Annotated in this window: 17 protein-coding genes; 4 read left to right on the top strand and 13 right to left on the bottom strand. The window is 71.6% G+C overall.

The features are described 5' to 3' along the window. Positions 1-112: 112 nt before the first annotated feature. Positions 113-1,495 carry a sensor histidine kinase gene (locus ACGFIB_RS10110; protein WP_393370287.1) on the bottom strand — a complete coding sequence of 461 codons (1,383 nt, stop codon included), beginning with the start codon at positions 1,493-1,495 and terminating at the stop codon, positions 113-115. A gap of 191 nt (positions 1,496-1,686) precedes the next feature. Between ACGFIB_RS10110 and ACGFIB_RS10105 the strand changes: the two genes are divergently transcribed. Beyond that, positions 1,687-2,709 (top strand): isopenicillin N synthase family dioxygenase, encoded by a 1,023-nt coding sequence (locus ACGFIB_RS10105; protein WP_357257287.1) that lies wholly within the window; start codon positions 1,687-1,689, stop codon positions 2,707-2,709. 34 nt (positions 2,710-2,743) lie between these two features. Next, positions 2,744-3,874 (top strand): low temperature requirement protein A, encoded by a 1,131-nt coding sequence (locus tag ACGFIB_RS10100; protein WP_393370283.1) that lies wholly within the window; start codon positions 2,744-2,746, stop codon positions 3,872-3,874. 12 nt (positions 3,875-3,886) lie between these two features. Here ACGFIB_RS10100 and ACGFIB_RS10095 read toward each other — a convergent pair whose 3' ends face one another. The 5 genes from ACGFIB_RS10095 to ACGFIB_RS10075 form a co-directional block, all read right to left on the bottom strand. Then, positions 3,887-5,185 carry a GH1 family beta-glucosidase gene (locus ACGFIB_RS10095; RefSeq protein ID WP_393370280.1) on the bottom strand — a complete coding sequence of 433 codons (1,299 nt, stop codon included), beginning with the start codon at positions 5,183-5,185 and terminating at the stop codon, positions 3,887-3,889. Then, on the bottom strand, positions 5,182-6,183 hold the full coding sequence (locus tag ACGFIB_RS10090; protein WP_142573065.1) for a LacI family DNA-binding transcriptional regulator: 1,002 nt from the start codon (positions 6,181-6,183) through the stop codon (positions 5,182-5,184). The genes ACGFIB_RS10095 and ACGFIB_RS10090 overlap by 4 nt, the downstream gene beginning before the upstream one ends. Next, positions 6,180-9,062, bottom strand: a complete 2,883-nt coding sequence (locus tag ACGFIB_RS10085) for a glycoside hydrolase family 3 C-terminal domain-containing protein (protein WP_393370276.1) — start codon at positions 9,060-9,062, stop codon at positions 6,180-6,182. Before ACGFIB_RS10085 ends, ACGFIB_RS10090 begins: the two co-directional genes overlap by 4 nt. Before the next feature lie 428 nt (positions 9,063-9,490). Beyond that, positions 9,491-10,417, bottom strand: a complete 927-nt coding sequence (locus tag ACGFIB_RS10080) for a TolB family protein (RefSeq protein WP_393370272.1) — start codon at positions 10,415-10,417, stop codon at positions 9,491-9,493. 162 nt (positions 10,418-10,579) lie between these two features. Then, positions 10,580-11,791 carry an ROK family transcriptional regulator gene (locus tag ACGFIB_RS10075; RefSeq protein WP_142573071.1) on the bottom strand — a complete coding sequence of 404 codons (1,212 nt, stop codon included), beginning with the start codon at positions 11,789-11,791 and terminating at the stop codon, positions 10,580-10,582. 428 nt (positions 11,792-12,219) lie between these two features. Between ACGFIB_RS10075 and ACGFIB_RS10070 the strand changes: the two genes are divergently transcribed. Further along, complete coding sequence (locus ACGFIB_RS10070; protein WP_393370268.1) at positions 12,220-12,567, top strand: peptidylprolyl isomerase; 348 nt, start codon at positions 12,220-12,222, stop codon at positions 12,565-12,567. Between the two features lie 72 nt (positions 12,568-12,639). Here the strand turns inward: ACGFIB_RS10070 and ACGFIB_RS10065 are convergent, their stop codons facing one another. The 4 genes from ACGFIB_RS10065 to ACGFIB_RS10050 form a co-directional block, all read right to left on the bottom strand. Next, on the bottom strand, positions 12,640-12,894 hold the full coding sequence (locus ACGFIB_RS10065) for a hypothetical protein (protein WP_142573075.1): 255 nt from the start codon (positions 12,892-12,894) through the stop codon (positions 12,640-12,642). A gap of 65 nt (positions 12,895-12,959) precedes the next feature. Continuing rightward, positions 12,960-14,342: a hypothetical protein gene (locus ACGFIB_RS10060; protein ID WP_142573077.1), complete on the bottom strand. Its 1,383-nt coding sequence runs from the start codon at positions 14,340-14,342 to the stop codon at positions 12,960-12,962. Positions 14,343-15,284: 942 nt separating this feature from the next. Then, positions 15,285-16,685, bottom strand: a complete 1,401-nt coding sequence (locus tag ACGFIB_RS10055) for a serine/threonine-protein kinase (protein WP_393370265.1) — start codon at positions 16,683-16,685, stop codon at positions 15,285-15,287. A 2-nt stretch (positions 16,686-16,687) separates the two neighbouring features. After that, entirely contained in the window at positions 16,688-18,208 is a 1,521-nt protein-coding gene (locus ACGFIB_RS10050) for a serine/threonine-protein kinase (protein ID WP_393370262.1), read from the bottom strand. A gap of 178 nt (positions 18,209-18,386) precedes the next feature. Between ACGFIB_RS10050 and ACGFIB_RS10045 the strand changes: the two genes are divergently transcribed. Then, positions 18,387-18,764 carry a hypothetical protein gene (locus ACGFIB_RS10045; RefSeq protein WP_357257308.1) on the top strand — a complete coding sequence of 126 codons (378 nt, stop codon included), beginning with the start codon at positions 18,387-18,389 and terminating at the stop codon, positions 18,762-18,764. Between the two features lie 163 nt (positions 18,765-18,927). On the opposite strand, the gene ACGFIB_RS10040 is transcribed toward ACGFIB_RS10045, so the two are convergent. Genes ACGFIB_RS10040 through ACGFIB_RS10030 form a run of 3 tightly spaced genes read right to left on the bottom strand, consistent with a single transcriptional unit; the run spans position 18,928 to position 23,670 of the window. Then, positions 18,928-21,858: a glycoside hydrolase family 3 protein gene (locus ACGFIB_RS10040; protein ID WP_393370258.1), complete on the bottom strand. Its 2,931-nt coding sequence runs from the start codon at positions 21,856-21,858 to the stop codon at positions 18,928-18,930. A gap of 58 nt (positions 21,859-21,916) precedes the next feature. Beyond that, positions 21,917-22,756, bottom strand: coding sequence for a carbohydrate ABC transporter permease (locus ACGFIB_RS10035; RefSeq protein WP_393370256.1), 840 nt, complete (start codon positions 22,754-22,756; stop codon positions 21,917-21,919). After that, on the bottom strand, positions 22,753-23,670 hold the full coding sequence (locus tag ACGFIB_RS10030) for a carbohydrate ABC transporter permease (RefSeq protein ID WP_357257314.1): 918 nt from the start codon (positions 23,668-23,670) through the stop codon (positions 22,753-22,755). The genes ACGFIB_RS10035 and ACGFIB_RS10030 overlap by 4 nt, the downstream gene beginning before the upstream one ends. Between the last annotated feature and the right edge of the window lie 125 nt (positions 23,671-23,795).

Genomic DNA, 23,795 nt, shown 5'->3' with positions numbered 1-23,795 from the left:
CCGGGCCGGGCCAGACCGAGTCGGACCGGACCGTCGGGCCGGACCGGGCCAGACCGGATCGGGCCAGGCCAGGCCGGGCCGCGCCGGGTCGGGTCTTGTGGCGGAGGAGGGGTCAGGGCTCCCGGGAGAGCGGCAGGCACACGAGGAAGCGCGCGCCGCGCGAGCTGTCGATGATCGTCAGGCTGCCGCCGTGGCTTTCGGCGATCTGCCGGGCGATGGGCAGGCCCAGGCCCGCGCCCCCGATGTTCCTGCTGCGGGCCGCATCGAGCCGGGTGAACCTCTGGAAGACGAACTCCCGCTGGTCATGCGCGATCCCCGCGCCGTCGTCGAGCACTTCGAGCACGGCCAGGCCGAAACGGAACCGGGGGTCGCCGTCGGGCGGGTCCTCGCGCCGCACCTCCAGATGCACGGTGGTGACGGCGTGCCTCTCGGCGTTGTCGAGCAGGTTGGCGATCAGGCGGCCCAGCCGGATGCGGTCCCCCCGGACGATCACACCGGGATACAGCCGCGAGACGACCCTCCTGACCGGGCGGCGGACGTCCAGCTCCGCCGCCACGAGCCGGCCGAGGTCCAGCGATTCGCGCTCGCAGGGCGCGCCCGCGTCGAGACGGGCCAGCGTCAGCAGGTCGGAGGCGATCGCCTGGAGCCGTTCGAGGCTCTTCAGCACGGCCGGCCCGATCTCCCGCAGGTCGGACTCCTGCGGGGCGAGCAGCGCGTCCTCCACCTGCGCGCGGATCGCGGTGATCGGGCTGCGCAGCTCGTGGGACGCGTCGGAGGTGAAGCGCCGCTGTTGTTCGAGCGTCTCCTCCAGCCGGTCCAGCGTGTAGTTGACGCTCTGCGCGAGGTCGTGGATCTCCCCCTTGGCCTGGGGGACCGGCACCCGTCGCCCGAGGTCCGAGGCGTTGATCTCGTCGAGCTCGGCCCTGATGGCCCGCACCGGCACGAGCGCCCGGTTCACACTGCGCCGCGTGCCGTACGCGATGGCGCCCGTGACGAGCGCCGATCCCACGACCAGACCGGCCAGCAGGGCCGGCGGCGCGTCGAATCCCTGAACCGGCGCGGCGCTGTAGACGGTCCAGTCTCCGCCGTCGTCGTAGACCTGCTGCGCGACCACGATGTGGCACCGGCCGGCGCCGAAGACACCGCCGCAGACCTCCCGCGCGGCCTTGCGGAGCGGCGCCGGGGGACGGAAGGTCGCCATGGCCGGCTTTCCGGCGATCGCCGGTGTCGCCGCGCGCACCCTGCCCTGCGGGTCCACGACCTGGATGAGCCGGTTCCGTCCTTCGGGGGGCAGCACGCTCCGCACCTGGTCGTGGTCCACGAGGTAGGCGACCCGGCCGCCGGCGGCCGTCACCTCCTGCAGCAGGGTCTCCCGGGCCGCCACGTGCAGGGACCACAGCAGAACGACCGAGAACGCGATGCACAGCAGGGCGACCACCGTGCCGGTGAACAGCGCGATGCGACTCCTGACCGACCAACGATCCCCGAAACCCACGTGATCGCCCACTTACGATGCGCCCCTACTGACCGTGCGTAAGAAATCTACTCTTCAGGGCGTTATTAACCGGTAACGAGACAAACTGGACGAGATGGTACTGACGGACAGAAATGCCGACCCGCGCAAGACGACCGGCAAGCAGGTAAAGGAGCCTTCCCGACCGGCCTCCCGGATGGTGGGATGTGGGTATGAACGCCGCCGGACCACTGCCGGTGATCGACGTGGCCGCCCTCACCGGCTCCGGGACCGGCCCCGGGGCGGGCCGGGAGCGCGCCGAGGTCGCGCGCCGGATCGAGGCCGCCTGCCTGGACAGCGGTTTCTTCTACATCAGCGGCCACGGGGTGCCCGAGGCGTTGATCGCGGAGCTGAGGGACGCCGCGGCGCGCTTCTTCCGGTTGCCCGAGGAGCACAGGTCGCGCATCTCCATGGAGCGGGGCGGGCGCGCCTGGCGCGGATATTTCCCCGTGGGCGGCGAGCTCACCTCCGGCCGGCCCGACCTCAAGGAGGGCCTCTATTTCGGCGCCGAGCTCGACGCCGACGATCCCCGGCCGCTGCACGGACGCAACCTCTTCCCCGAGGAGGTGCCCGAACTGCGCCCGGCCGTGCTGACGTACATGGACGCCCTCACCCACGTGGGGCAGGCGGTCATGCGGGGCGTGGCGCTGAGCCTGGGACTCGACGAGGACTACTTCGCCGCCGGCTACACGGCCACGCCCACAACCCTGTTCCGGATCTTCCACTATCCGCCCCCGCCGTACGCCGAGCCGGACGAGTGGGGGGTCGGCGAGCACACCGACTACGGCCTGCTGACGCTGCTGCTGCAGGACGACAATCCCGGCCTCCAGGTGCACACCGCCCGCGGCTGGATCGAGGCGCCGCCCATACCGGGCACGCTGGTCTGCAACATCGGCGACATGCTCGACAAGCTGACCGGCGGCCTGTATCGGTCGACGCCGCACCGCGTGCGCAACTGCACGGGCCGCGGCAGGCTGTCCTTCCCCTTCTTCTTCGACCCGGGCTGGGACTGCGAGGTGCCGCCGCTGCCCTCTCTGCCCGCCCGCGAGGGGGGCCGCGCCCGCTGGGACGGCCTCGACCTGCGGGCCTTCTCCGGCACGTACGGCGACTATCTGACCGCGAAGGTCGCCAAGGTGTTCCCGGGGCTCGGCGGCCAGGTGCTGCCGCCGGCCCGCGGAGCGCGTGAAAACGTGTAATCAAGAAAGCAGCCGGACCGGCACAATATTCGCCATGCATCTCCCCCGCTGGTTCGCCGAGCGTGTCGAACCGACCGCTCCGGACGCCGAACTGCGCGTCTCCACGATCGAGCTCTTCTTCGACCTCGTCTTCGTCTTCACGATCACCCAGCTCACGTCGTTGCTGGTGGGCGATTTCACCCGGCAGGACGGGGAGGGGTTCGCCGGCCAGGGCACCGTGCAGGCCGTCCTGATCTTCGGTCTGCTCTGGTGGATGTACTCCGGCTACGCCTGGCTCACCAACACCGTGCCGCCGGAGCGCGCGGCCCGGCGGGTGCTCATCCTGTGCGGCATGGCCGGATTCCTGATCATGGCTCTGGCCGTCCCGCGCACCTTTTCGGGCAGCGGCGTGACGTTCGCCGTCGGCTACCTCGTCATCGTGCTCGTCCACGGCGGGCTCTACCTGCAGGCGACGGCCGCGATCGCGCGGGTCGTGCCGTTCAACCTGGCCGCGACCGCGCTCGTCTTCGCCGCGGCCTTCGCCGACGCGCCGTGGAACTACGCGCTGTGGACTGCGGCCCTCGTGCTGATCTGGATGAGCCCGATCTTCATCGGGCAGAAGGGCTTTCCCCTGCACGCCGCGCACATCGTCGAGCGGCACGGCCTGCTGGTGATCATCGTGCTGGGCGAGTCGATCGTGGCGATCGGCATCGGGGCGACCGACGGCCACCCCGGCGCGGCGCTGATCGTGGCGGCCCTGCTGGGCCTCGCCCTCACGGCGTCGCTGTGGTGGGTGTACTTCGGACGCGGCGAGAGCGGGCCCGAGCACGCGCTGATGCGGGCCGAGGTCGTCCAGCGGACGCGGCTCATCCTGGGCGCGTACTTCTATGCCCACATCCCGATCCTGCTGGGGGTCGTCGCGACGGCGGCCGGGATCAAGAAGGCCGTCGGCCACGACCATCTCGGCCTCGGCCCCGCCGTCGCGCTGGCCGGGGGCACCGCGATGTTCCTGCTCGGTGACCTGTGGTTCCGCCGGGTGCTCGGGGTGGGACGGACCGCCGTACGGGTCGCCGCGGCGCTGCTGGCCGCGGCGACCGTCCCGATCGGCCTGTGGTCGTCGGCCGCCCACCTCGGCGCGCTGGTCGTCCTGCTGGTCGTGATGATCTGCGTGGAGACCGCCCTGTAGGGGCGGGCCGCCTCAGTCCGCCAGGCCGTTCCGGGCGATCACGTCGCGATACCAGCGGGCGCTGTCGCGCGGCGTGCGTTCCAGCGTGTCGTAGTCGACCCGGACGAGCCCGAACCGCTTGTTGTAGCCCCGGGCCCACTCGAAGTTGTCCATCAGCGACCACACGAAGTAGCCGCGCAGGTCGGCGCCCCGGTCCATGGCCGACCGGGCGGCGCGGAAGTGGGCGTCGAGATAGGAGATCCGGCCGGGGTCGGACACCCCGTCGGGAACGGCCGCCCCGTTCTCCGTGATCATCAAAGGGGTGCCGGGGTAGTCGCGCGTCAGCCGTAGGAGCAGGTCCTCCAGCCCGGCCGGGTTGATCTCCCAGTCCATCTCGGTGACCTCGCCGTGCGGGTCCTCCCAGGCGATGCCCGCGCTGCCGGGATACTCCAGATGCCCCTCCGACGAGGGGTCGGCGACGACCCGGTTGACCGTGTAGTAGTTGACGCCGAGCACGTCGATCGGCTGCGCGATCGTCGGCAGGTCGTCCAGGTTGACCTTGGTGAAACGTTCCAGGTGGGCGAGGACGTCCGCGGGATACTCGCCGCGCAGCACGGGATCGAGGAAGAGCCGGTTCGCCAGCCCGTCGATCAGGCGGGCCGGCTCGGGGTCGCCGAGGACCGGCGTCAGGTTCAGTGTCAGCGAGACCGACTCCGCGCCCCCTGCCCGCAGCGCCTGCACGGCCAGGCCGTGCCCGAGCATCAGGTGGTGGGCGGCGGTGAACGCGGCGGCCGGGTCGGTCACCCCGGGCGCGTGGCGGCCGGATCCGTGCCCGACGAACGCCGACACCCAGGGCTCGTTGAGCGTCGTCCAGACCTTGACGCGGTCACCCAGGCGCCGGTGCACGGCGGCGGCGTAGTCGGCGAACCGGAAGGCCGTCTCACGGTTGGTCCAGCCGCCCGTGTCCTGCAGCGTCTGCGGGAGGTCCCAGTGGTAGAGCGTCGCGACGGGCGTGATGCCCTTGGCGAGCAGGGCGTCGACGAGCCGGTCGTAGAAGCTCAGGTCGGCGAGGCGCGGCCAGGCCACCGAGAACCGGTAGGCCTTCAGCCCCAGCCACGCCATGATCTCGACGTCCTCGAGATAGCGGTTGTAGTGGTCGCAGGCCACGTCGCCGGTGTGGCCGTCGGCGATCATGCCGGGTGTGTGGGAGAAGGTGTCCCAGATCGAGGGGACGCGGCCGTCGGCGTGGACCGCTCCCTCGATCTGGTACGACGCGGTCGCGGCCCCCCACAGGAAGCCGTCAGGAAATGATGTCTCGGGAAATGAGGTCATCGTGAACTTTCGCGAATCGTCAATCGAGGTTCGAGGAGCGTCGACTCGGGGACGGCCTGGCCCTCCAGCTTGGCCATGAGCAGCCGGACCGCCTGCCTGCCGACGTCCTCGGCGGGAATGAGTACGGAGGTCAGCGCGGGGCTGGCCCGCTCGGCGATGTCGTCCGGGCAGATCGCCACCACCGAGACGTCCTCGGGCACCCGCCTGCCGAGAATCCGCAACGCCCCCAGCACGTGGCCGGTGGCCGCTTCATTGTGCACGACGAGCCCGGACAGCCCCGGCCGCTCGTCGAGCAGCAGCTTCACGGCGGCGTGGATCTCGTCGAAGGACTCCTCGCAGGGCCGCGCGTCGGCCTCGATCCCGTGCCGTCTGGCCGCTTCGACGTAACCCGCCATCGTCCGCTCGGCGAACCCGGTGCCGCGCTCGTAGACCACGCGCGGCGCGCCCAGCAGCGCGATCTCGCGATGCCCGAGATCGGCCAGGTGGTCGGCGCACAGCGCCCCGGCGCGGGCGAAGTCGAGGTCGACGCAGGTCAGCCCTTCGGGGTCGGCGGGGAAACCGATCAGCACGCTCGGCTCGGCGAGCTTGCGCAGCAGCGGCACCCGGGGGTCGTGGATCTCCACGTCCATCAGCAACAACCCGTCGACCAGCGCGCTGGCCGCCACCCGGTGCAGCCCGTCCGGCCCCTCGTCGGCCGTCATGAGGAGCACGTCGTGGTCGTACTTGCGGGCCGTGGTGACGACCGAGGTCGCGAACTGCATGAGGACCGGCAGGTTCATGCCGGCCCGCAGCGGCAGCACCAGCGCGATGACCTTCGCGCGCTTGCTCGCCAGAGCGCGGGCGCCGGCGTTGGGGTGATAACCGAGGACCCGCACGCTGTCCAGGACCCGCTGCCGGGTGGTCGCCGATATCGCCCGCTTGCCGCTCAGCACGTACGAGACCGTGGACACGGCGACCCCCGCGTGCTTGGCGACGTCGGCGATCGTCACGGTCCTCACCGGGAGAACCCCGGGACGAAGCCCAGCGCGCCCACCGTGACCCCCTCGCTCTCGTACACCACATAAAGATCGCGCACTCCGGCGGCTCCCGCCAGCGGAGTGCTCACCTCGACGAAATCGTGCCTGGTCGCCGTGGGCGGGACGCTGACCGCGCCCGCGACCTCGCCGGTCAGGGGGTCGTCGAGCCGCAGCGTGACCACCCCGCCCTCCTCGCTCGACACCGCGAGCACGCACGCGGGCGGGCCCCCGTCGGCGAGATCCCCGCCGAAGTCCCCTCCCCCGAAGTTTCCTCCGCCGAAATCACAGTCGCCGAAGTCACAGTCGCGGAAGGCGATCCACGATCCGGGCGACGTGGAGCGGACCGCGTCGCCGGAGTCGAGAGCGGCGTCGCACAGCACCACACCGTCGTACTCGTCGTGATCGGCCACGTCCAGTGGCCCCGAGGTCAGATCGCGCGGCGGGATGCGCTCACCCCGCACCCGGAACGGCGCGCACAGCCGGATGTCCCCCGCCGAGGCGCCCACCTGCGCCTTGTGCGCGGCCTCCTCGACCACGAACCTGCCGCGCGTCACGTCCCAGAAGGCCAGGTCGGCGACCGGCACGTCCACCGACACCGTACGGCTCTCGCCCGGCGCGAGCCGCACCTTCACGAAACCGCGCAGCTGGCGAAGCGGCTGCTTCACCCGGGAGCGCCGCTGGCGGGTGTAGAACTGCACGACCTCCTCCCCCTCGCGCTCGCCCGCGTTCGTCACGGTCACCCGGAGGGTCAGCGTGTCGTCCTCGGCGAGGTCGGCCGACGACAGCTCCAGATCGGAGTAGGCGAAGCGGGTGTAGCTCAGGCCGTGCCCGAACGGATAGAGCGGCCGGCCGCGGTAGTAGAGGTAGGTGGCGTCGGAGGCGATGATGTCGTAGTCGAGCAGGTCGGGCAGCTCCGCGGCCGAGCGGTACCACGTCTGGGTGAGGCGGCCGCCCGGGTCGTCGTCGCCGAGCAGCACGCCGGCGAGCGCGTGGCCGTACTCCTGGCCGCCGTGGGCCGACCAGACGACGGCGGGCAGGTGCTCCTGCGCCCAGGTCACCGCGAACGGGTAGCCGCTGGAGACCACGAGCACGGTGGCCGGGTTGGCCGCGTGAACGGCCTTCAGCAGGGCCTCCTGCCGCTCGGGCAGCGCCAGCGTCGCGCGGTCCTCGGTCTCGCGGCCGTTCACCAGCGGGTGGTCGCCCAGCACGACGACCGCGACGTCCGCGCGCGCCGCGACCTGCGCGGCGCGGGCCGCGCCGCTCTCGACAGGTTCCACCGACAGCACGGACGCGGCGTCGGGGTCGTCGGTCGTGCGGACGACGCCGTCGGCCACGGTGACGTAGCGGCCGGAGGAGATGTTGCGGAGCACCACGCCCCTCAGCCGTTCCTCGATCCGGAAGGTCTGGCGCACCTCCCAGCCGTTCGGTCCCGGCTGGTCGTTGGCCAGCACGCCGTCCTCGCCCGCCGACACGTGCCGCCCGTTCGCGCAGGACCGGAACGCGAACGCCCCGCCGCCCCAGTCGAACACGTCGAAGCAGGAGCGTTCGCCCCCCACGTACAGCGGACCGCCGGCGGGGTCGGCGGACGCGCCGACGTACCCGCCCTCGGTGCGCAGCGCCACCCGGTCGGCGCCCTCGCAGAAGACGGTCTCGCACCGCTCGGCGAGCCCCGCCAGGGCCGTGACCTGATAGGGCAGCGTGCCGCTGTACCAGTCCTCGAACAACGCGTCGGCCAGCGGGCCGATCACCGCGACCGTACGCGGGGCGGCCAGCGGAAGCAGGCCGTCGTTCTTCAGCAGGGTGATCGATTGACGGGCCGCCTCCCGCGCGAGCCGCCGGTGCTCGGGGCTGTTGACGACGTCGTGGGTGATGTCGTCGTACGGTGTGGCGGGGTCGAACTCGCCGAGCCGCACCCGGATCGACAGCGCGTGCCGGGCGGCGGCGTCGATGTCGGCCTCGGTCAGCAGGCCGCGGCCCAGCGCGGTCCTGACGTGGCCCAGGGTGGCGGCGGTGTCCGCGTCGTCCTGGGTGAAGCTGTCGAGCCCGGCCTTGATCGCGTGCGCGTACGCCTCGGGGAGGTCCTTGTGGTAGCCCTGCGGCCCGGCGAGGTTGCCCGGCGCGTACGCGTCGCTGACCACAAGGATGTCGTCGGGCGCCCACGTGCGCAGGTGGCTGCCGATCAGCGGTGACAGGTGGGCAGGCCGGCCGTTGACGAGGTTGTACGACGGCATGACGGCGACCGCGGCCCCCGACTCGACGGCCGGCCGGAACGCCTTCAGCTCGTACTCGTGCAGCGCCCGCGGCGGCAGGACGCTGGAGGTCACGCACCGGTCGGTCTCGTTGTTGTAGCCGAGGAAGTGCTTCAGCGTGGGCGCCGTCTTCAGCACGGCGTGGCCGCCGCGCAGGCCGCGGGCGTAGGCCGTGCCCATCACCCCCGTCAGCCAGGGGTCCTCGGAGTAGCCCTCCTCGTTGCGGCCCCAGCGCGGGTCGCGCAGCGGGTTGACCACCGGCGCCCAGACGTTGCGGCCCACGCTCTGCGGATCCTTGTGGTGGAAGGCCATGACCTCGTCGCCGGTCGCCTCCCCCACCTGACGCACCAGGTCCGGGTTCCAGGTGCTCGCCAGCCCGATGGCCTGGGGGAACACGGTGGCCGGGCCGTGCCAGGCCAGGCCGTGCAGGGCCTCGGTGCCGGTGCGGAAGACCCGCAGGCCGAGTCGTTCCACCGGCGCCTGGTACTGGTGCAGCAGGCCGATCTTCTCGTCGAGCGTGAGCCTGCCGAGCAGGTCGTCCACCCGTTCGGCGGGAGACAGCGCGGGATTCCGGAATGCCGGGTCCTGGTCGTGTCTCGCCGGTTCGTTCATCTGGAGACTCACCCTTCGCGTCGAAGCGCTTCGATGACCTGCCGAAAAGACGCCCCATGAGGGCGTCGCGAGGATCCGCGTGTTCGGTTGGAGAAGCGCCACATCGAAGCGCTTCGAAAGGGTTGCCGCGAGTTTCTGGCGTGTAAATCCGGGCTTATCCGGAAGAGTGCCCTCATCCTCGGCTCAGGTCAAGACCCTCGCCGGTATCACCTCGTTGTCACGTGAAGGCCCACTCCGGCCGACCACGAAAGCGGGCGCGAAGGCCTGCGGAGGGCGGGCGTGAAGGCCCGCGAAAGCCCGCGAGGGATGGCGAAAGCGGACGCGAAGGACGGCGCGGAAGCGGGCGCGAGAGGTCGGCGCGAGGGCGGGCGCGGGCCGGGAGTTCCGGCCGGTCCGCGCCCGCCCTCGGATGCCTCGGGAGTCCCCCGTCAGCGGACGATCTGCAGCAGCGCCTGCCGCCTGGCCGCGGCGGGCTCGGTCAGGCGCTGCACCTGCCTGCCCTTCTTGTCGAGCACGACCAGGGTGTTGGCGGCGCGCCCGGCGACCCGGACGACCAGGCGGCCGTCGCGCAGGTAGAAGGCGCCGATGAGCGAGCCCTTCACCGGGATGGCGGCCTTCTTTCCTGTGGCCACGTCGACCACGGCCGGGCGGAAGCCCCCCGGCCAGGAGCCGTCGCCGCCCGGCGCGTTCCTCGACAGCGGCGCCACGACGACCTTCGTGCCGTCGGGCGACAGGCTCTGCACGTGGTTGGCGAGGCCGACGCCCTTCACCTTGACCGCCTTGCCGGTCCTCACATCGAGGCGGTACACACCCTCGGTCGTCCCCGCGTACCCGGCGAGGTAGCGGCCGTCGGCCGACCATGCCAGGTGGCAGACCCCGAGAGTGGTGCCCGCCTTCCTGCCGCCCCGGCCGTCCGTGCCGACGACCGAGACCGACCCGGCGTCCGAGTTGCCCTTCTTCACGTATGCCACCCGGCGGGAGTCGGGCGACCAGACCGGGGTGGCGCACGGGAACCCGGCCGCGGCGCCCCTGGCCACAGTGGCGGCGGTGCTGCCGCTCCCGACCCGGACGTAGCCGCGGTCGGTGATCCAGGCGAGTTTCCTGCCGTCCGGGGACGCGGAGAACTGGCCCGTCATCGGCATCGCGCCGAGCTTCGTGAAGCCCTTGCCGGGCTCGTACCGGCTGATCGGGAAGCCCTTGCCGTAGGAGAGGTAGACGGCGACCCCGATGAGAGGCTTCGGCCGGGCGGAGGTCCCGGCCGGAGCGGCGGCGGCCGCGGGGGCGGCCAGTGCGGCAGTAAGCGCGGCAGTAAGCGCGGTGGAGAGCACAGCGGCGGACAGCGGGCGAGTGTTCATCGTGTTCCAATTCGTCGACAGTCAGTTGTTCGACGCCTCGCGCCCCGGCCGGGTTCGCGGCCCCTCGATATCGGTACGCCTGCCGCCGGCCCGAGGCTGGCTGCTTCCGGTGCCGGTGCGCCCAAGCCAGGCCCCAGGCGCTCGGACGGCGGGATGGGACGGTCAGCGCTGTGGGGGCAGGCGGCCCGAGTCGACGGAGTCGAGCACCCGCGCGGCGGCCCCGAGCGCGGCCGCGCCGTACCCGAGCGTGGACACCTCCAGCCGGCAGCCTCCCCCTCCGGGGGCGAGCACCCTGCCGTACATCTCCTCCTCCGCGCACGCGACGAGCCAGGGCGCGAGCGGCACGTAGTAGCCCCCGAGGATCACGACCTCCGGGTTGAGCAGGTTGGCCACGGCGGCCATCCCCCTGCCCAGGTGGCGTCCCACATCCTCCAGGAGCGTGAGAATGTCCCGCTCGCCGTTGCGGGCGCGCCGTACGACCTCGTCGATCTCGAGTTCGAGCTCGGACGGCGAGGCGTCGGGCGCCGTGTGAGTGAGGATCGCACCCACCCCGGCGACGGCCTCCAGGCAGCCGCGCCGACCGCACCGGCAGGTGGGCCCGGCGGGATCGAGCTCGATGTGGCCGATCTCACCGCTGTAGCCCTGCCCGCCCCGCCTGAGCCGGCCGTCCATGACGATGCCGGCGCCCACGCCGACCTCACCGGTCACGTAGACGAGGTTGGCGGCGTTGCGATGGGGCCCGAACCGGTGCTCCGCCAGGGCGGCGAGATTGGCGTCGTTGTCCACCAGCACGGGGAAGCCGGGGTCGCGCAGCGCCTTGGCGAGGTCACCCGCCAGGTCCGCGTCGCGCCAGCCCAGGTTGGGGGCGACCCGCACGATCCCGTGGACGTCGACCAGACCGGGCACGGCCACGGTCAGGCCGAGCACCTGCCTGGCCTCCTTGCCCATACGGCTGACGACCCGCCGGGCGAGGGCCGCCATGGCCACGACCGCCTGGCCCGCGCTCGAGGTCCCGCCGGGGAAGGACCGCCGCCAGTTCAGGAGCTCCTCGCCCTTGAGGTCCACCGCGACCGCCGTGATGTAGTCGACGTTGACCTCGATGCCGATCGCGGCGTACGGCGAGCCGTCCAGGACGAGCATGGTGGCGGGCCGGCCGACGCGGTGCTCGGTCAGGCCGGTCTCACGCAGCAGGCGCCGGTCGATGAGGTCGGCGACCAGGCTGGACACGGTGGCCTTGTTGAGGCCGGTCGAGGCGGCGATGTCGGCACGTGAGCAGGGCGCGTTCTCCCGGACGAAGCGCAGCACGACGGCGAGATTGGTCGCCCGTACGTCGGTGAAGTCGGCCGGCTGTGGCCCGTTGTGCGATGTGATCAATGTCCGCCCCGTTCCCCACTCGGGCTCATCATGCCGCAACTGCAGCAATTCGACATGACAACGGCGGCCGGGATCGTAGCACGCACGGACCCTCGGGCAGCGCCGTGCCCGGCTTGGCGACGACCACCGGTCCCGGCGCCTCCCGGCTGACCTGGTGGCACTCGCCCCTCCGACATTTGTTTGGCTACATAACTAACTAAAACACTACCGTGCAGCGCCATGCGAATCCAGTGCGGCAAGCACCCGGCGAGATGGGCGTGCACCGGCGGATTCTCAGTCGGCGAGGGGAAGGCCAGGCGCCGCGGCCGCACGGGTCGCACGCCGCGCGGCGGAAGGGCCACACGGCGCAGACCCGAACGCCGCGAACACAGCCCCGGAGCAACCGGAGTGCAAACAGGAATCAACCGCCACAGGTGATTCTGAGCACCGTGAAGAGGGACATGTCGCACTACCTCGGCGAGTTGCTCGTGTGGGAGATCGAGGACTATCTCCGCGCCCGCTCGGCCCGGCCGCAGCGAGCCCGAGTGGCCCGCATTCGGGTGCCCGACCGGCCGGCGGCCGAGATGATCGCCGCCGATCTGGAGGCGGGCGGCAGTTTCCACGCCGCCACGAGGCGTGCCACGGCGCTGGGCATGACCCTGCCGGACGACCTGTTCGGCGTGGTGACCAGGGACGAGCACCCCGAGGTGTTCGATGCCGTGCCGGGCACCACGCTGCCGCCGAAGCGCGAGGGCGATGGATTCCTCGTCATCCGGCTGGTCGCGTTCGAGTCCTGACGGGCAGCATGAGGGCCTCCCGGGGATGTGGATCCCGCTCGGAGGCCCTCACAACCGTCAAGATGGCCCGCGCTAGCGGGCAGCGGCGCCCGTGACCTCCCTGTCGACAATCCTGGTGGCACCGGATTCCCGGGCGCAGTGCGCGCAGCAGAACCAGCGGCCGTTGAGCTCGGAGCCGTGGCCCACGATGCGGCACCCACAGTGCTCGCACACGGGCGCCATCCTGCTGATAGCGCACTCGAAGCTGTCGAAGACGTGCACTACCCCCTGGGTGTGCACCTCGAAGGCCATGTCGTAATCGTTGCCGCAGACCTCACAGGTAGCCATGGTTTCCCCCCGTCGACTCGACGTCGAGGGGGGAAATACCCGCGCAAACCTGCACGAACACCGGCTCACAGAGCGTCGAGCAGGGCCTTGGCGACGGACTTGGCCCCGGTGACCGCCTCCTTCGGGTCCATGAGCACGGAGTCGGGCGCGTTGATCGGGGTGTTCTCCGGGCGGTCGCTGCCGGACAGCAGCACCCATATGACGTTCTTGCCGTCCAGCGCGTAGATCTCGTACCGGTTGCCCTGGGCCGTGTCGGTGCGCTGCCGGATCGCCTGGCCGAACGCGTCCTGGCCGAAGCCGGTCAGCTTCTCGACCTTGCCCCACCGGATGCCGCCGATCTCGCTACTCGCCGTGAACTTGGTCTTCGAGCGCTGGTCGATGAGGTAGTAACGGGCGGATTCCGCGTCCCAGAAGGTGTGGACGGCGATGCGCAGGTTGCGCCAGCGGACCTTGCCTCCGCCGAGCGGCAGTTTCTCGTTCCACCACTGGCACTGGGTGACGTTCGACTGGCCTTCCTTGCTCCGCACCGCCGCGCCCTCGGTGTCCGGCACCAGGGTGGCGGCCAGCGTCTTGAGACTCACGCAGGCCCGGGGCAGGGGGATCCGGGTAGGCGAGGGCGACGGCGACGGGCTCGGCTTGGGACGCGCGTGGTAGGGCAGCGGCTGTCCGGCACGCCAGGCGGTCACGGACTTCGCGAGCTGCCCGAGCAGGCCCTTCACCTCCCGCAGGGCGTTCTCCTCGGTGATCGACTGCGTGCTCTCCGTCGACAGGAGGTCGGCCTCCTTCTTCTTCTGGCTCGCCTCGTACTTCACCTGGAAGACCACGTCGCCCACCCGGCCGACTCCCTGGCCGAAGGAGTACCAGTACTGCTTTCCCTCCCGCGTCCATTGGTACTGCGCGGCCGCCGTGTCTCCGATGCCCTGGTACTCCTGCACCGCCGAGTAGTAGTGCTCGGTGTCCGAGTGGCCCGCGCCGTACTTGTACTGGCTGAGCTCACCCTTGTACTGAATCTTCGCCGCCTCCACGGCCGTGGTCGTCCCGAGCGCCTCGTACTTGGACACGTTGACCGTGATCTCGCGGCTGCGGGTGACGTCCTTGTACGAGATGTTCCGGTTGGCCCAGCGGCACTGCCACCGGACGTAGCTCACGAGGGTGTCGCTGCGGTTGTCGTTGGTCGAGGAGTCGATCTCGGCCCGCGGTACGAGACGCTCGGCCTCGTCCGGGTCGAGCATCGAGCACACGTCGGCGGTGGCCGCCACCGGCGCGGCCGACGCCGACTTCTCGGCCGCCGTCGCCGCCGTCGCCGTCGGGCTCGCTTTACTGGGCGCTCCCGTCTGGCGCACCGTCATGAACGCGAACGTTCCCCCGGCCACCACCAGCACGGCGACCACCGCCACCACCGGAAGCACCCAGCCCCGCCGCGCCGGGACGGAGGGCTGGGTCGGCATCTGCCACAGTTCGGGCGGAGGCGGCGTCGCCGCCTGCCAGCCCTGCCCCTGCTGCCCGGACGGCGGGCCGCCCTGTCCTCCCTGTGACGGATAGGGATAGGGATTCGACTGAGGCGACTGCGGCGGCTGCCCGGCTGGAGGCCCCGGCGGCCCCGGCTGCGGCCGACCCTGGCCGGCCGGCGCGCCGGGGTATCCCCCGGGCTGCGGAACGCCACCGGGCGCGGCACCCGGATACGCGCCCGGCTGCGGGCCGGGCTGAGGACCGGAGTACGAACCGGGCTGCGAACCGGGATACGGACCCGGCTGGCCACCGGGGTACGCACCCGGCTGCGACTGCGGCTGCGACTGCGAACCAGCGGAATACCCGCCCGGCGGCTGAGACCCGGCGGGATACCCGCCCGGCGGCGGCTGCGGGCCGGGCTGAGAACCGGCGGGATACGCGCCCGGCTGCGGCTGCGAGCCGGGATACGAACCGGGCTGGGAACCGGCGGGGTACCCGCCCGGCTGCGGCTGGGAACCGGGCGGCTGGCCATACGCGGGCGGCTGGGAACCGGCGGGGTACCCGCCGGGCGGCGGCTGCGGGCCGGGATACGGACCAGGCTGTGGCTGGGAACCAGCGGGATACGCGCCGGGCGACTGGGAACCGGGCGGGGAGTCGGCGGGATACGCGCCCGGCTGCGGCGGACCTGGCTGAGGACCGGGGTACGCACCCGGCTGCGCACCGGCGGGGTACCCGCCCGGCGGGGAACCGGGCGGCGGGGAACCGGGCGGCTGGCCGTACGCGGGCGGGTAGGGCGAAACTCCCGGGCCGGGATGGCCCTGCGGCGGGTACGGCGGCATGCCCTGCGGGGGGCCGTCGTCCGGGGGAGGCGTCTGTCCGGGCTCGACGGAGGCGTCGTCACCGCTGGTCATGGGGGTCTCCTACAGATGCAGAGCGGGAGGTCACCCGAGCCCGATGCCGACGAGTTCGGCGGCGCGCTCGGCCGTGCGCCGGTCGGCCGGGGTGACCGAGGGGTCACCGGCGCGCCGGTAGGCGACCTCGACGATGAGATTGCTGAGGCGGAACCAGACCGTGGCCCCGGTGGTTCCGGCGGTGGAGTCGGCGGAGTCGGCGGAGTCGGTGGAGTCACAGGTGAAGGCCTCGTCGGCGATCCCGGCCCGGTCGCGCGCGGCGGCGCCCCGCGCGGCACGCTCCCCCGCGAGGTCGCGGGAGGCCGCCGCCTCCCCCTCCCCTTCGGACGGCAACCGGTAGGCGACCGTGATCGCCCCGTCGTGGCCGGTAGTGTGCTCCTTCCACTCGCATCGCCCCTCGGCTGCGGGCTCCCCACGCGGTGTGGCCCCGAGGAGGTCATGGATCTGCGCCTTGGTCAGGCTGCGGCAGGCGTCGGGGACGGCGGCGAACCGCCCCGAGCCGCCCTGTTTCCCGGACACGAGCAGCCAGGCGCCCAGTCCCGCCGCGAGGCCGACGACGACCACCAGGGCCGCCACGGCGACGAAGCGCCACATTCCGGCGGACCGGTCCGCGGGGGCGGGAGCGGGCGGCGCGGCAGCGGCCTGCAGTGCCTGCCGTACGACGTCGGGGGGCGGACGCCGCGCCGGTTCCTTGTCGAGCAGGGCGAGCACGATCCATGCGAGCACCCGCGAGGCCCGGGTCATCGGCCGGGGCTCGTGGAGCAGGACGGCGGCGACGAGCGCGGCGGCCATGTTCCGGTGGAAGGGCGGCTCCCCCTCGACGGCGGTGTAGAGCGTGGCCCCGAGGGACCACAGGTCGGAGGGCGGGCCGTCCGGCTCGTCGCGAAACCGTTCGGGGGCCATGTAGTTGGGCGAGCCCGCCGAGCTCTGCCAGTAGTGCCCGGCGCCGCCCAGCGGCGCGGCGATCCCGAAGTCGGTGAGCAGGGCGCGGCCGTCCGGCCCGATGAGGACGTTGGCCGGTTTGACGTCGCGGTGCACGATGCCCCGGGCGTGGGCCGCCTCCAACGCGTCGAGCACGGCCAGCCCGATCTCGGCCACGCGCTCGGAGGCGAGCGGTCCGTCCTCCCTGATGATCTTGTCGAGGGAGCGGCCCGGCACCAGGTCCATGACGATCCACGGCTGCCCGGCGTGCCCGACGACGTCGTGGACCGTCACGATGGACGGGTGGGTGAGCCGTCCGGCGGCCCGGGCCTCGTCGACGGCTCTGCCGAGGAAGTCGGCGCGCTGCCGGTCGTCCAGGTCCGGCGGGACGTGCAGCTGCTTGATCGCCACCTCCCGGTGCAGCAGCTCGTCGCGGGCGCGCCAGACCGTGCCGCCGCCGCCCTCTCCGAGCGGCTCGGCGAGGCGGTACCGCCCGGCGAGCAGGTCCACGGCTAGGCCAGCCCCCTCAGGCCCTCGGCCGCCGACGCCGCCGCCGCGATCGCCCCTTCCCGCAGGGCGGCCGGTGAGCTCACGTCGAGGTCGGCGTACCGGAGCCGTACGACGAGATCGCCGAGCCTGAAGTACACGTCGGTGGCCTGTGCCCTGCCCTCCGGCGTGGCGAGGTCGACGGCGAACGCCTCGTCGGCCACGTCCGGCGTGTCCCGTCCGGCCGTCTCGATGACCTGGGTCCTCTGGTCGAGGCCGATCTCGTACCAGAGCCAGCTCACGTCGTTCGGCCCCGACGCGTACTGCCTGCGCAGCCCTTCCATGAGCGTGGTCGCCGAGGCCGTGTCGAGCCCCCACGGCGCGGGGGTGTCGGAGTCGGTCTCGGCGCTCAGCTCGACGCCGCCGCCCTTCACGGTCCACTGGCAGCTCGTCTTCCCCGGCCCCGGCCGGGTCTGCGCCGAAGCGCCCACGATCCGCCGCACCTCGCCGGCCGGGAGCGCCCGGCACAGGTCCACGGCGCCGTCGAAGGTGGGCGAGACCCGGCGTACGGGATCGTGCGGCGGCTCGCCCGCCCTGACGGAGAGCACGACGGCGGCCACGGCGACCGCGACGCCTGCCACGGCGGCGGCCCCCGCCGCGTACCACCACCGGTGGCGCCGCTTCGGCGACTCGATGCGCAGGCCATGCCGGGGATCGAGGTCCGGAGTGCCGCCGTCGGCCACCTGCCGCAGCAGCGTGAGCGTGGTCGGCGCGTCGGGGCGGGCGGCCGGATCGCGCGCCGTCATCCACGTCAGCACCGGGCCGAGCGGTCCCGCGAGCACCGGCGGACGGGGAGCCCTGGTGAGGGTCGCCCGGATCACCTCCGAATGCGAGCCCTGATAGGGGGCGACGCCCTCGACGGCCGTGTAGAGGGTGGCGCCGAGCGACCACAGGTCGGCGGCCGGGCCGCCGGGATCGCCCGCGAGCCGTTCCGGCGCGATGAAGCCCGGTGAGCCGACCATCAGGCCCGCCTCGGTGATCGACGCCTGGTCGGCGGGGCGGGCGATGCCGAAGTCGGTGAGGAGCACCCGGCCGTCCGAGGAGAGGAAGACGTTGCCCGGCTTCACGTCCCGGTGCTGCACGCCCCCGGCATGCGTGGCCGACAGCGCGTCGAGCAGGCGGGCGCCGAGGTCCGCCACCTGCCGGTACGGCAGCGGCCCGTACGCGGAGATCTGCCGGGCGAGATCGTGGCCGTGCAGCAGTTCCATGACGATCCACGGCCTGCCGTCCTGGAGGAGCACGTCGTGGAGGGCGACGATCCCGGGATGCCGGACGCGCGCCGTGACCTCTGCCTCGCGCATGACCCTGGCGATCAGTTCGGCCCGCTCGCGCTCGCCGAGGCCGTCCGGGAGGCGGAGTTCCTTGATCGCCACCTCGCGGTCGAGCACGGAGTCTCTGGCCAGCCACACCGTGCCCATGCCGCCGGAGCCCAGCGGGCGCAGCAGGTGGTATCGCGAGGCCAGCGTCCCCCTGAGCGATTCGGCCATATCGGGGAGAATAGCGAAAGCGTGATCGATACGCCCGCCGGGTGCGGAACCCGCCTCACCGCCCGGCAAAGAACCGGTTACCGGTACGGCGCGGATCGCCGTGAGCCGGGAGAGACACGGCACATCGGGGTATCCAGCTCGTCGGGCCACGTCGTCAGAGGGAGCGGAGCCGGCGGAGATGGTGTGTCATGCAGCGCGCGACGCGCTCCCCCGGGTGGCCGGGCTCACCGCCGCGGCCGTGTTCGCGATCGCGGCCTCGGTGCTCCCCTGGTCCGCGGCATCCGCGATCGCGGCGCCGATCCCCCACGGCTGGGGATCGGGCGGCGGGCAGGGCGGCGACATCAACGCCAACCGGTCCAGCATCAACGTGGGCAACGGCAGGAACGTCAGGAACTACCTGGCGTTCGGCAGTCTGAAGAACGCAGCCGGCCTGCAGCAGGCCACCATCAGCGTGAGCGGCGCCAGCAACTCCCAGGGCAGTTTCTGCAGGCGGCGGCCCCGCGCCTGCAACGTCCGCCAGAACACGTGGACTCCCCACGGCACGAACACGGAGTGATGAACGCGCCACCGGCCGCTCCCGGCCGCCCCCGGCGCATGACGCCCGACGCGTCCCGCCCGATCGGAGCCGATCAGTCCGCCCGCCCCACGCGTCGCCCGCGCAGGCGGAACGCCCCGCACACGTACGCGCGCGGGGCGTCCGTCGTTCTCGGCGGGGAGCCTCAGCTCAGGGCGAAGTCCTTGATCCGGACGTCGCCGGTGAAGACCAGGTACACGTCCTTCACGCCGTTCGCGCCGGCCACGGGAGCGGTCGCGGCGGCCCAGTTGTAGATCCCGCCGGTCGCGGCGACCGGGATCGCGGCCACCTTCGCGCCGGTCGGCGAGCCGAGGCGCACCTCGATGGTCCCGCCGCCCGTGGCGGCCACCCCGGCCGTCACCGTGCGGGGCTTGCGGAGCTGGACGTCCTTGAACGCGATCCAGCCGCCGTTCGCGCCCGCCACCGCGTCGCCGCGCACCTTGGTCTCGTCGACCAGGTGGATGCCCGAGTAGTCGTCGAAGTCGACCGCCCGGGTGGTCTTCGACAGGTCGCGGTGCGGGATGTTCTCGCCCTTGACGTTGATCGTCGCCCGCTGGCGGATGTTCGCCGAGGACGACCCGACGAGCACGTCGTGGGTCGCGTTCTCGACGGTCCACTTGTTCCGCGTGACGTCCCAGAGCGCCAGGTCGCTCTTCTTGACGGTGAAGGCGATCGTCCTCGTCTGACCCGGCGCCAGCGTCACCCGCTGGAAGGCCCGTAGCTGCTTGACCGGCTGCTTCACCCGCGACTTGTGCTGATGCGTGTAGAGCTGCACGACCTCGTCGCCGGCCCGGGAGCCGGTGTTGGTCACCTTGACCGAGACCTCGTACGCGTCGCCCTTCGGCACCGCCTTGAGGCCCTGGTAGGAGAACGACGTGTACGACAGGCCGTACCCGAACGGGTAGAGCGGCCTGCCCTGGTAGTACAGGTACGTCCGGTCCTTCTTGACGATGTCGTAGTCGAGGATGCCCGGCAGCTCGGCGGCCGACCGGTACCACGTCTGGGTGAGCCGCCCGGCCGGGTTGACGTCGCCGTACAGCACGTCGGCGAGGGCGTGCCCGGTCTCGGCGCCCGCGTGGGTGGTCCACAGGATGGCGGGGACGTTGTCCTGCTCCCAGTTGATCGTGGTCGGGTAGCTGTTCTCCAGCACCACCACCGTGTTCGGGTTGGCCGCCTTCACGGCCTTGACCAGCGCCTCCTGGCCCTCGGCGAGGTTCATGTCGGTGCGGTCGTGGTCCTCGCGGCCGTTGATGAACGGCATGCTGCCGACCACGACGACCGCCACGTCGGCGGCCTTGGCCGTGGCGACGGCGTCGTCCACGCCGCGGGAGACGACCTCCTTGGCGTAGTGCGTGGCCTGGTCGGCCGTGGTCAGGCTGAGCGTGCCGTCGGCCGCCGTCTTGATGTACGTGTCCGGCCCGAACCAGTCGAAGGCCGTCTCGTAACCGGCGTACCGCAGCAGGGAGGTGCCGTCGGACTGCGGCTCCAGCGTGAACTGCTCCTGCACGAACCAGCCGGACGGCTGGTCGGCCGTGTTGGCAAGGGTGGACCAGTTGGCCCGGCTGACGTATTTGCCGTTGGCCACGCTGCGCAGCGTCAGCACGCCCTGACCCCAGTCGAACGCGTCGAACTGCTCGGTGTCGCCGGGGGCCGTCGCGCTCTCCTTGAGGTCGCCGCCGGACGCGGGGGCGCTGATGTACCTCCCGGTGGCGACGTCCTTCAGCGCGATGCGGTCGACGCCCTCGGAGGAGGCCACCGACGCGGCCCGCTCCTTGATCCCGTCAAGCGGGGTCACCTTGTACGGCAGGCTGCCCGAATACCAGTCGGTGTAGAGCACATCGGCCAGCGGGCCGACCACGGCGACCTTCTTGCCGGGCTTCAGCGGCAGCGCACCGCCGGAGTTCTTGAGCAGCACCATCGCCTTGGCCGCGGTCTCGCGGGCCAGCTTCTGGTTCGCCGGGCTGTTGACCGCATCCTTTGTGATCTTCGCGTACGGCCCGCCGTCGGGGTCGAACTCGCCGAGCCGGAAGCGGATGCCGAGCTGGTGCCGGACCGCGTCGTCCACGTCCGCCTGCGTGAGCAGCCCCTTCGACAGCGCCTCCTTGACGGCCGCGGCCGTCGGAGCGCCGTTGGCGTCGTCCACCGTGAAGCTGTCGAGCCCCGCCTTGATCAGCGCGGCGTCGGCCTCGGCCTGGGTGGCGTAGTACTTCTCGGAGTTGACCAGGTTGTTCGGGGCGCCGGCGTCGGTGACGTTGAACAGCGCCCGGCCGGTCCACGAGCGGACCACGTCGTCCAGGTCGGGGTTGACCGTGTTCGGCCGGCCGTTGACGAGGTTGTACGACGCCATCACACCGGTCGCCGCGTCGGCCGCGATGGCCGGTTTGAAGGCCGCCTCGTCGTACTCGTGCTTCACCCGCGGCGGCAGCTCCGACGACGAGGTGTCGCGGGTGATCTCGTTGTTGTTGGCCAGGTAGTGCTTCAGCGTGGGCGCCGTCTTCAGGTGGTCGGGATCGTCGCCCTCCAGGCCCGAGCCGTACGCCGTGGAGATGGCGCCGGTCAGCGTCGGGTCCTCCGAGTAGCCCTCCTCGTTGCGCCCCCAGCGGGGGTCGCGCAGCAGGTTGACCACGGGCGCCCAGAGGTTGAGCCCCCACACGGTGGGGTTCTCGGCGTGGTAGCCGCGGGCCTCGTCGCCGACGGCGGAGCCGACCCGCTTGATCAGCGCCGTGTCCCAGGTGCTGGCCAGGCCGACCGCCTGGGGGAAGACGGTGCCCTTGGCGGTGACCACGGCGCCGTTGTTGGTGTAGTCGGTCGACCAGGCGACGCCGTGCAGCGCCTCGGTGCCCGTCTTGAACAGCTTGATGCCGAGGCGGTCGATCGCGGGGGCGTACTGGTGCAGCATCGCGACCTTCTCGTCCGGCGTGAGCCGGTTGAGCAGGTCGTCGACGCGCTGGGCGAGCGGCAGCGACGGATCGCGGAACGGATAGTCGTCGGCCGCCCTCGCGGGGCCGGCGCCCAGGCTCAGTGCCAGAGCCAGGGCCGCCGACGCGGACAGCATCGCCGAACGGCGATGGGACATTGCGCCTCCAGGTCAGGTAGTGACGCGTTATTCGGGGGGTGTTACTCGTTCGGGGGTGTTACTTGATCGCGCCGACCGTGACGCCACGGGTCAGCGTGCGCTGGAAGATCAGGAAGAAGGCCACGGCGGGGATGATGCCGAGCAGCGCGGACGCGCTGGACATGGTGGCGTCCATCATCTTCTCGCCCTGCAGGACGCCCAGGGCGACCGGCACGGTCTGGTTGTCGTTGGAGATGAGGAAGACCATCGGCAGGAAGAACTCGTTCCACGTCCAGATGAAGAAGAAGATGAGCAGCACCGAGAGGGTCGGGCGGCTGATGGGCACGACGATGCCCCACAGCATCCGCCGCCTGCTCGCGCCGTCGATCTCGGCCGCCTCCAGGATTCCCCGGGGGAACTGCCCGAGCACCGACGAGAGCAGGTAGGTCCCGAAGGCCGCCTGGATCACCGTGAAGATCAGGATGACGGCGAGCTTCGAGTCGTACAGCCCCACCTCCTTCGACAGGTAGTAGAGCGGGTAGACCAGCGCCTCCTGCGGCAGCGTGTTGGCGACCAGGAACAGCACGAGGATCCACAGCCGGCCGCGGACCCTGCCGATGCCCAGCGCGTACGCGTTGAGCATCGACAGCACCACCGCGGCGACCGCGACGACGCCGCTGATCAGGAGGCTGTTCCAGAGCTTCAGGCCGAAGTCGACGCGATCCCAGAAGGCGACGATCCCGTCGAGGTAGAACCCGTGGGGCAGGCTCAGCGGGCCGCCCGCGGAGTATTCGGCCGGGGACTTGAACGCGTTGAGCGTGACGATGACGAAGGGGAAGAGCATCACGACCGCGAGCACGGCCAGTGCCGCGAGCACAGCCCATCGTCCCGGCTGGCGGAAGGTGCGATCGGCGTTCACGAGTCACTCTCCTGGTCACGCTCCTGGCCGCCCTCCTGGACTCGCAGGAAGAGGAAGGTCACCACGACGATGATCAGGGCGAGCACGGTCGCGATCGCCGAGCCGTACCCGACGTTGGCCTTCTGGAAGAAGTTCAAGTAGGAGAAGTACGACGGCACCATCGTCGCGGAGCCGGGTCCTCCCCTGGTGAGCACGAAGATCGGCCCGAACACCTTGAGCGCCGCGATCGTGCAGGTCAGCAGCACCACGAAGATCTCCGGCCGGATCTGCGGAATCGTGATGTGCCAGAACCTGCGCCACCACGAGGCGCCGTCGATCTCGGCCGCCTCGTACAGCGACGGGTCGACCCGCTGGAGCCCGGCCATGAAGATGACGACCGGGTAGCCGAGCTGGAACCACACCATGATCGCCATGACCGTCGCCAGCGCGATGTCGGGGTCGCCGAGCCAGTTGACCTCGATACCGAAGATCTGGTTCACCGCGCCGTACGACGGGTGGAGCATCCAGCCCCACACCACGCCGGCCACCGCGACGGGCAGCACCTGCGGCAGGTAGAACGCCGCGCGCAGCGCCGAGGCCGTACGCCCGCCGAACCGCTTGGCGATGTAGTCGAACAGCGCGGCGGCGAGGACCAGGCCGATGATCGTGGGCACCACGGCCATCGCGATGATCAGTGCGACGTTGTGCTCGAAGGACGCCCAGAAGCGCTCGTCCTTGAACAGCTTGGTGTAGTTGTCGAGCCCGATCCAGGTGGGGGTGCCGACGCCGGACCAGCGGGTGAAGCTCGTCGCCACGTTCATCAGGAACGGGACGACGATGATCGCGAGGAACAGCACCAGGCTCGGAACCAGGTAGAGCCAGTAGCCACCCCTCCCGCGCGGGCGGGCCGGGCCGGCGCCGGGCGCGGGATCCACCCGGCGCAAGGATCGCTTCCCCGGCACCGTCTCCGCATGCCCGTAGGGCGAATCGGCCGGGGCGTGCCCGTCGCCTGCTCCGGTTGCCGCAGTCGGGGCCGGTGAGAAGCCGTCCTCTTCAGGGG

This window comes from Microbispora bryophytorum (assembly GCF_043197435.1).
GTDB lineage: Bacteria > Actinomycetota > Actinomycetes > Streptosporangiales > Streptosporangiaceae > Microbispora > Microbispora bryophytorum.
This window is presented reverse-complemented; position numbering and strand designations above follow the sequence as displayed.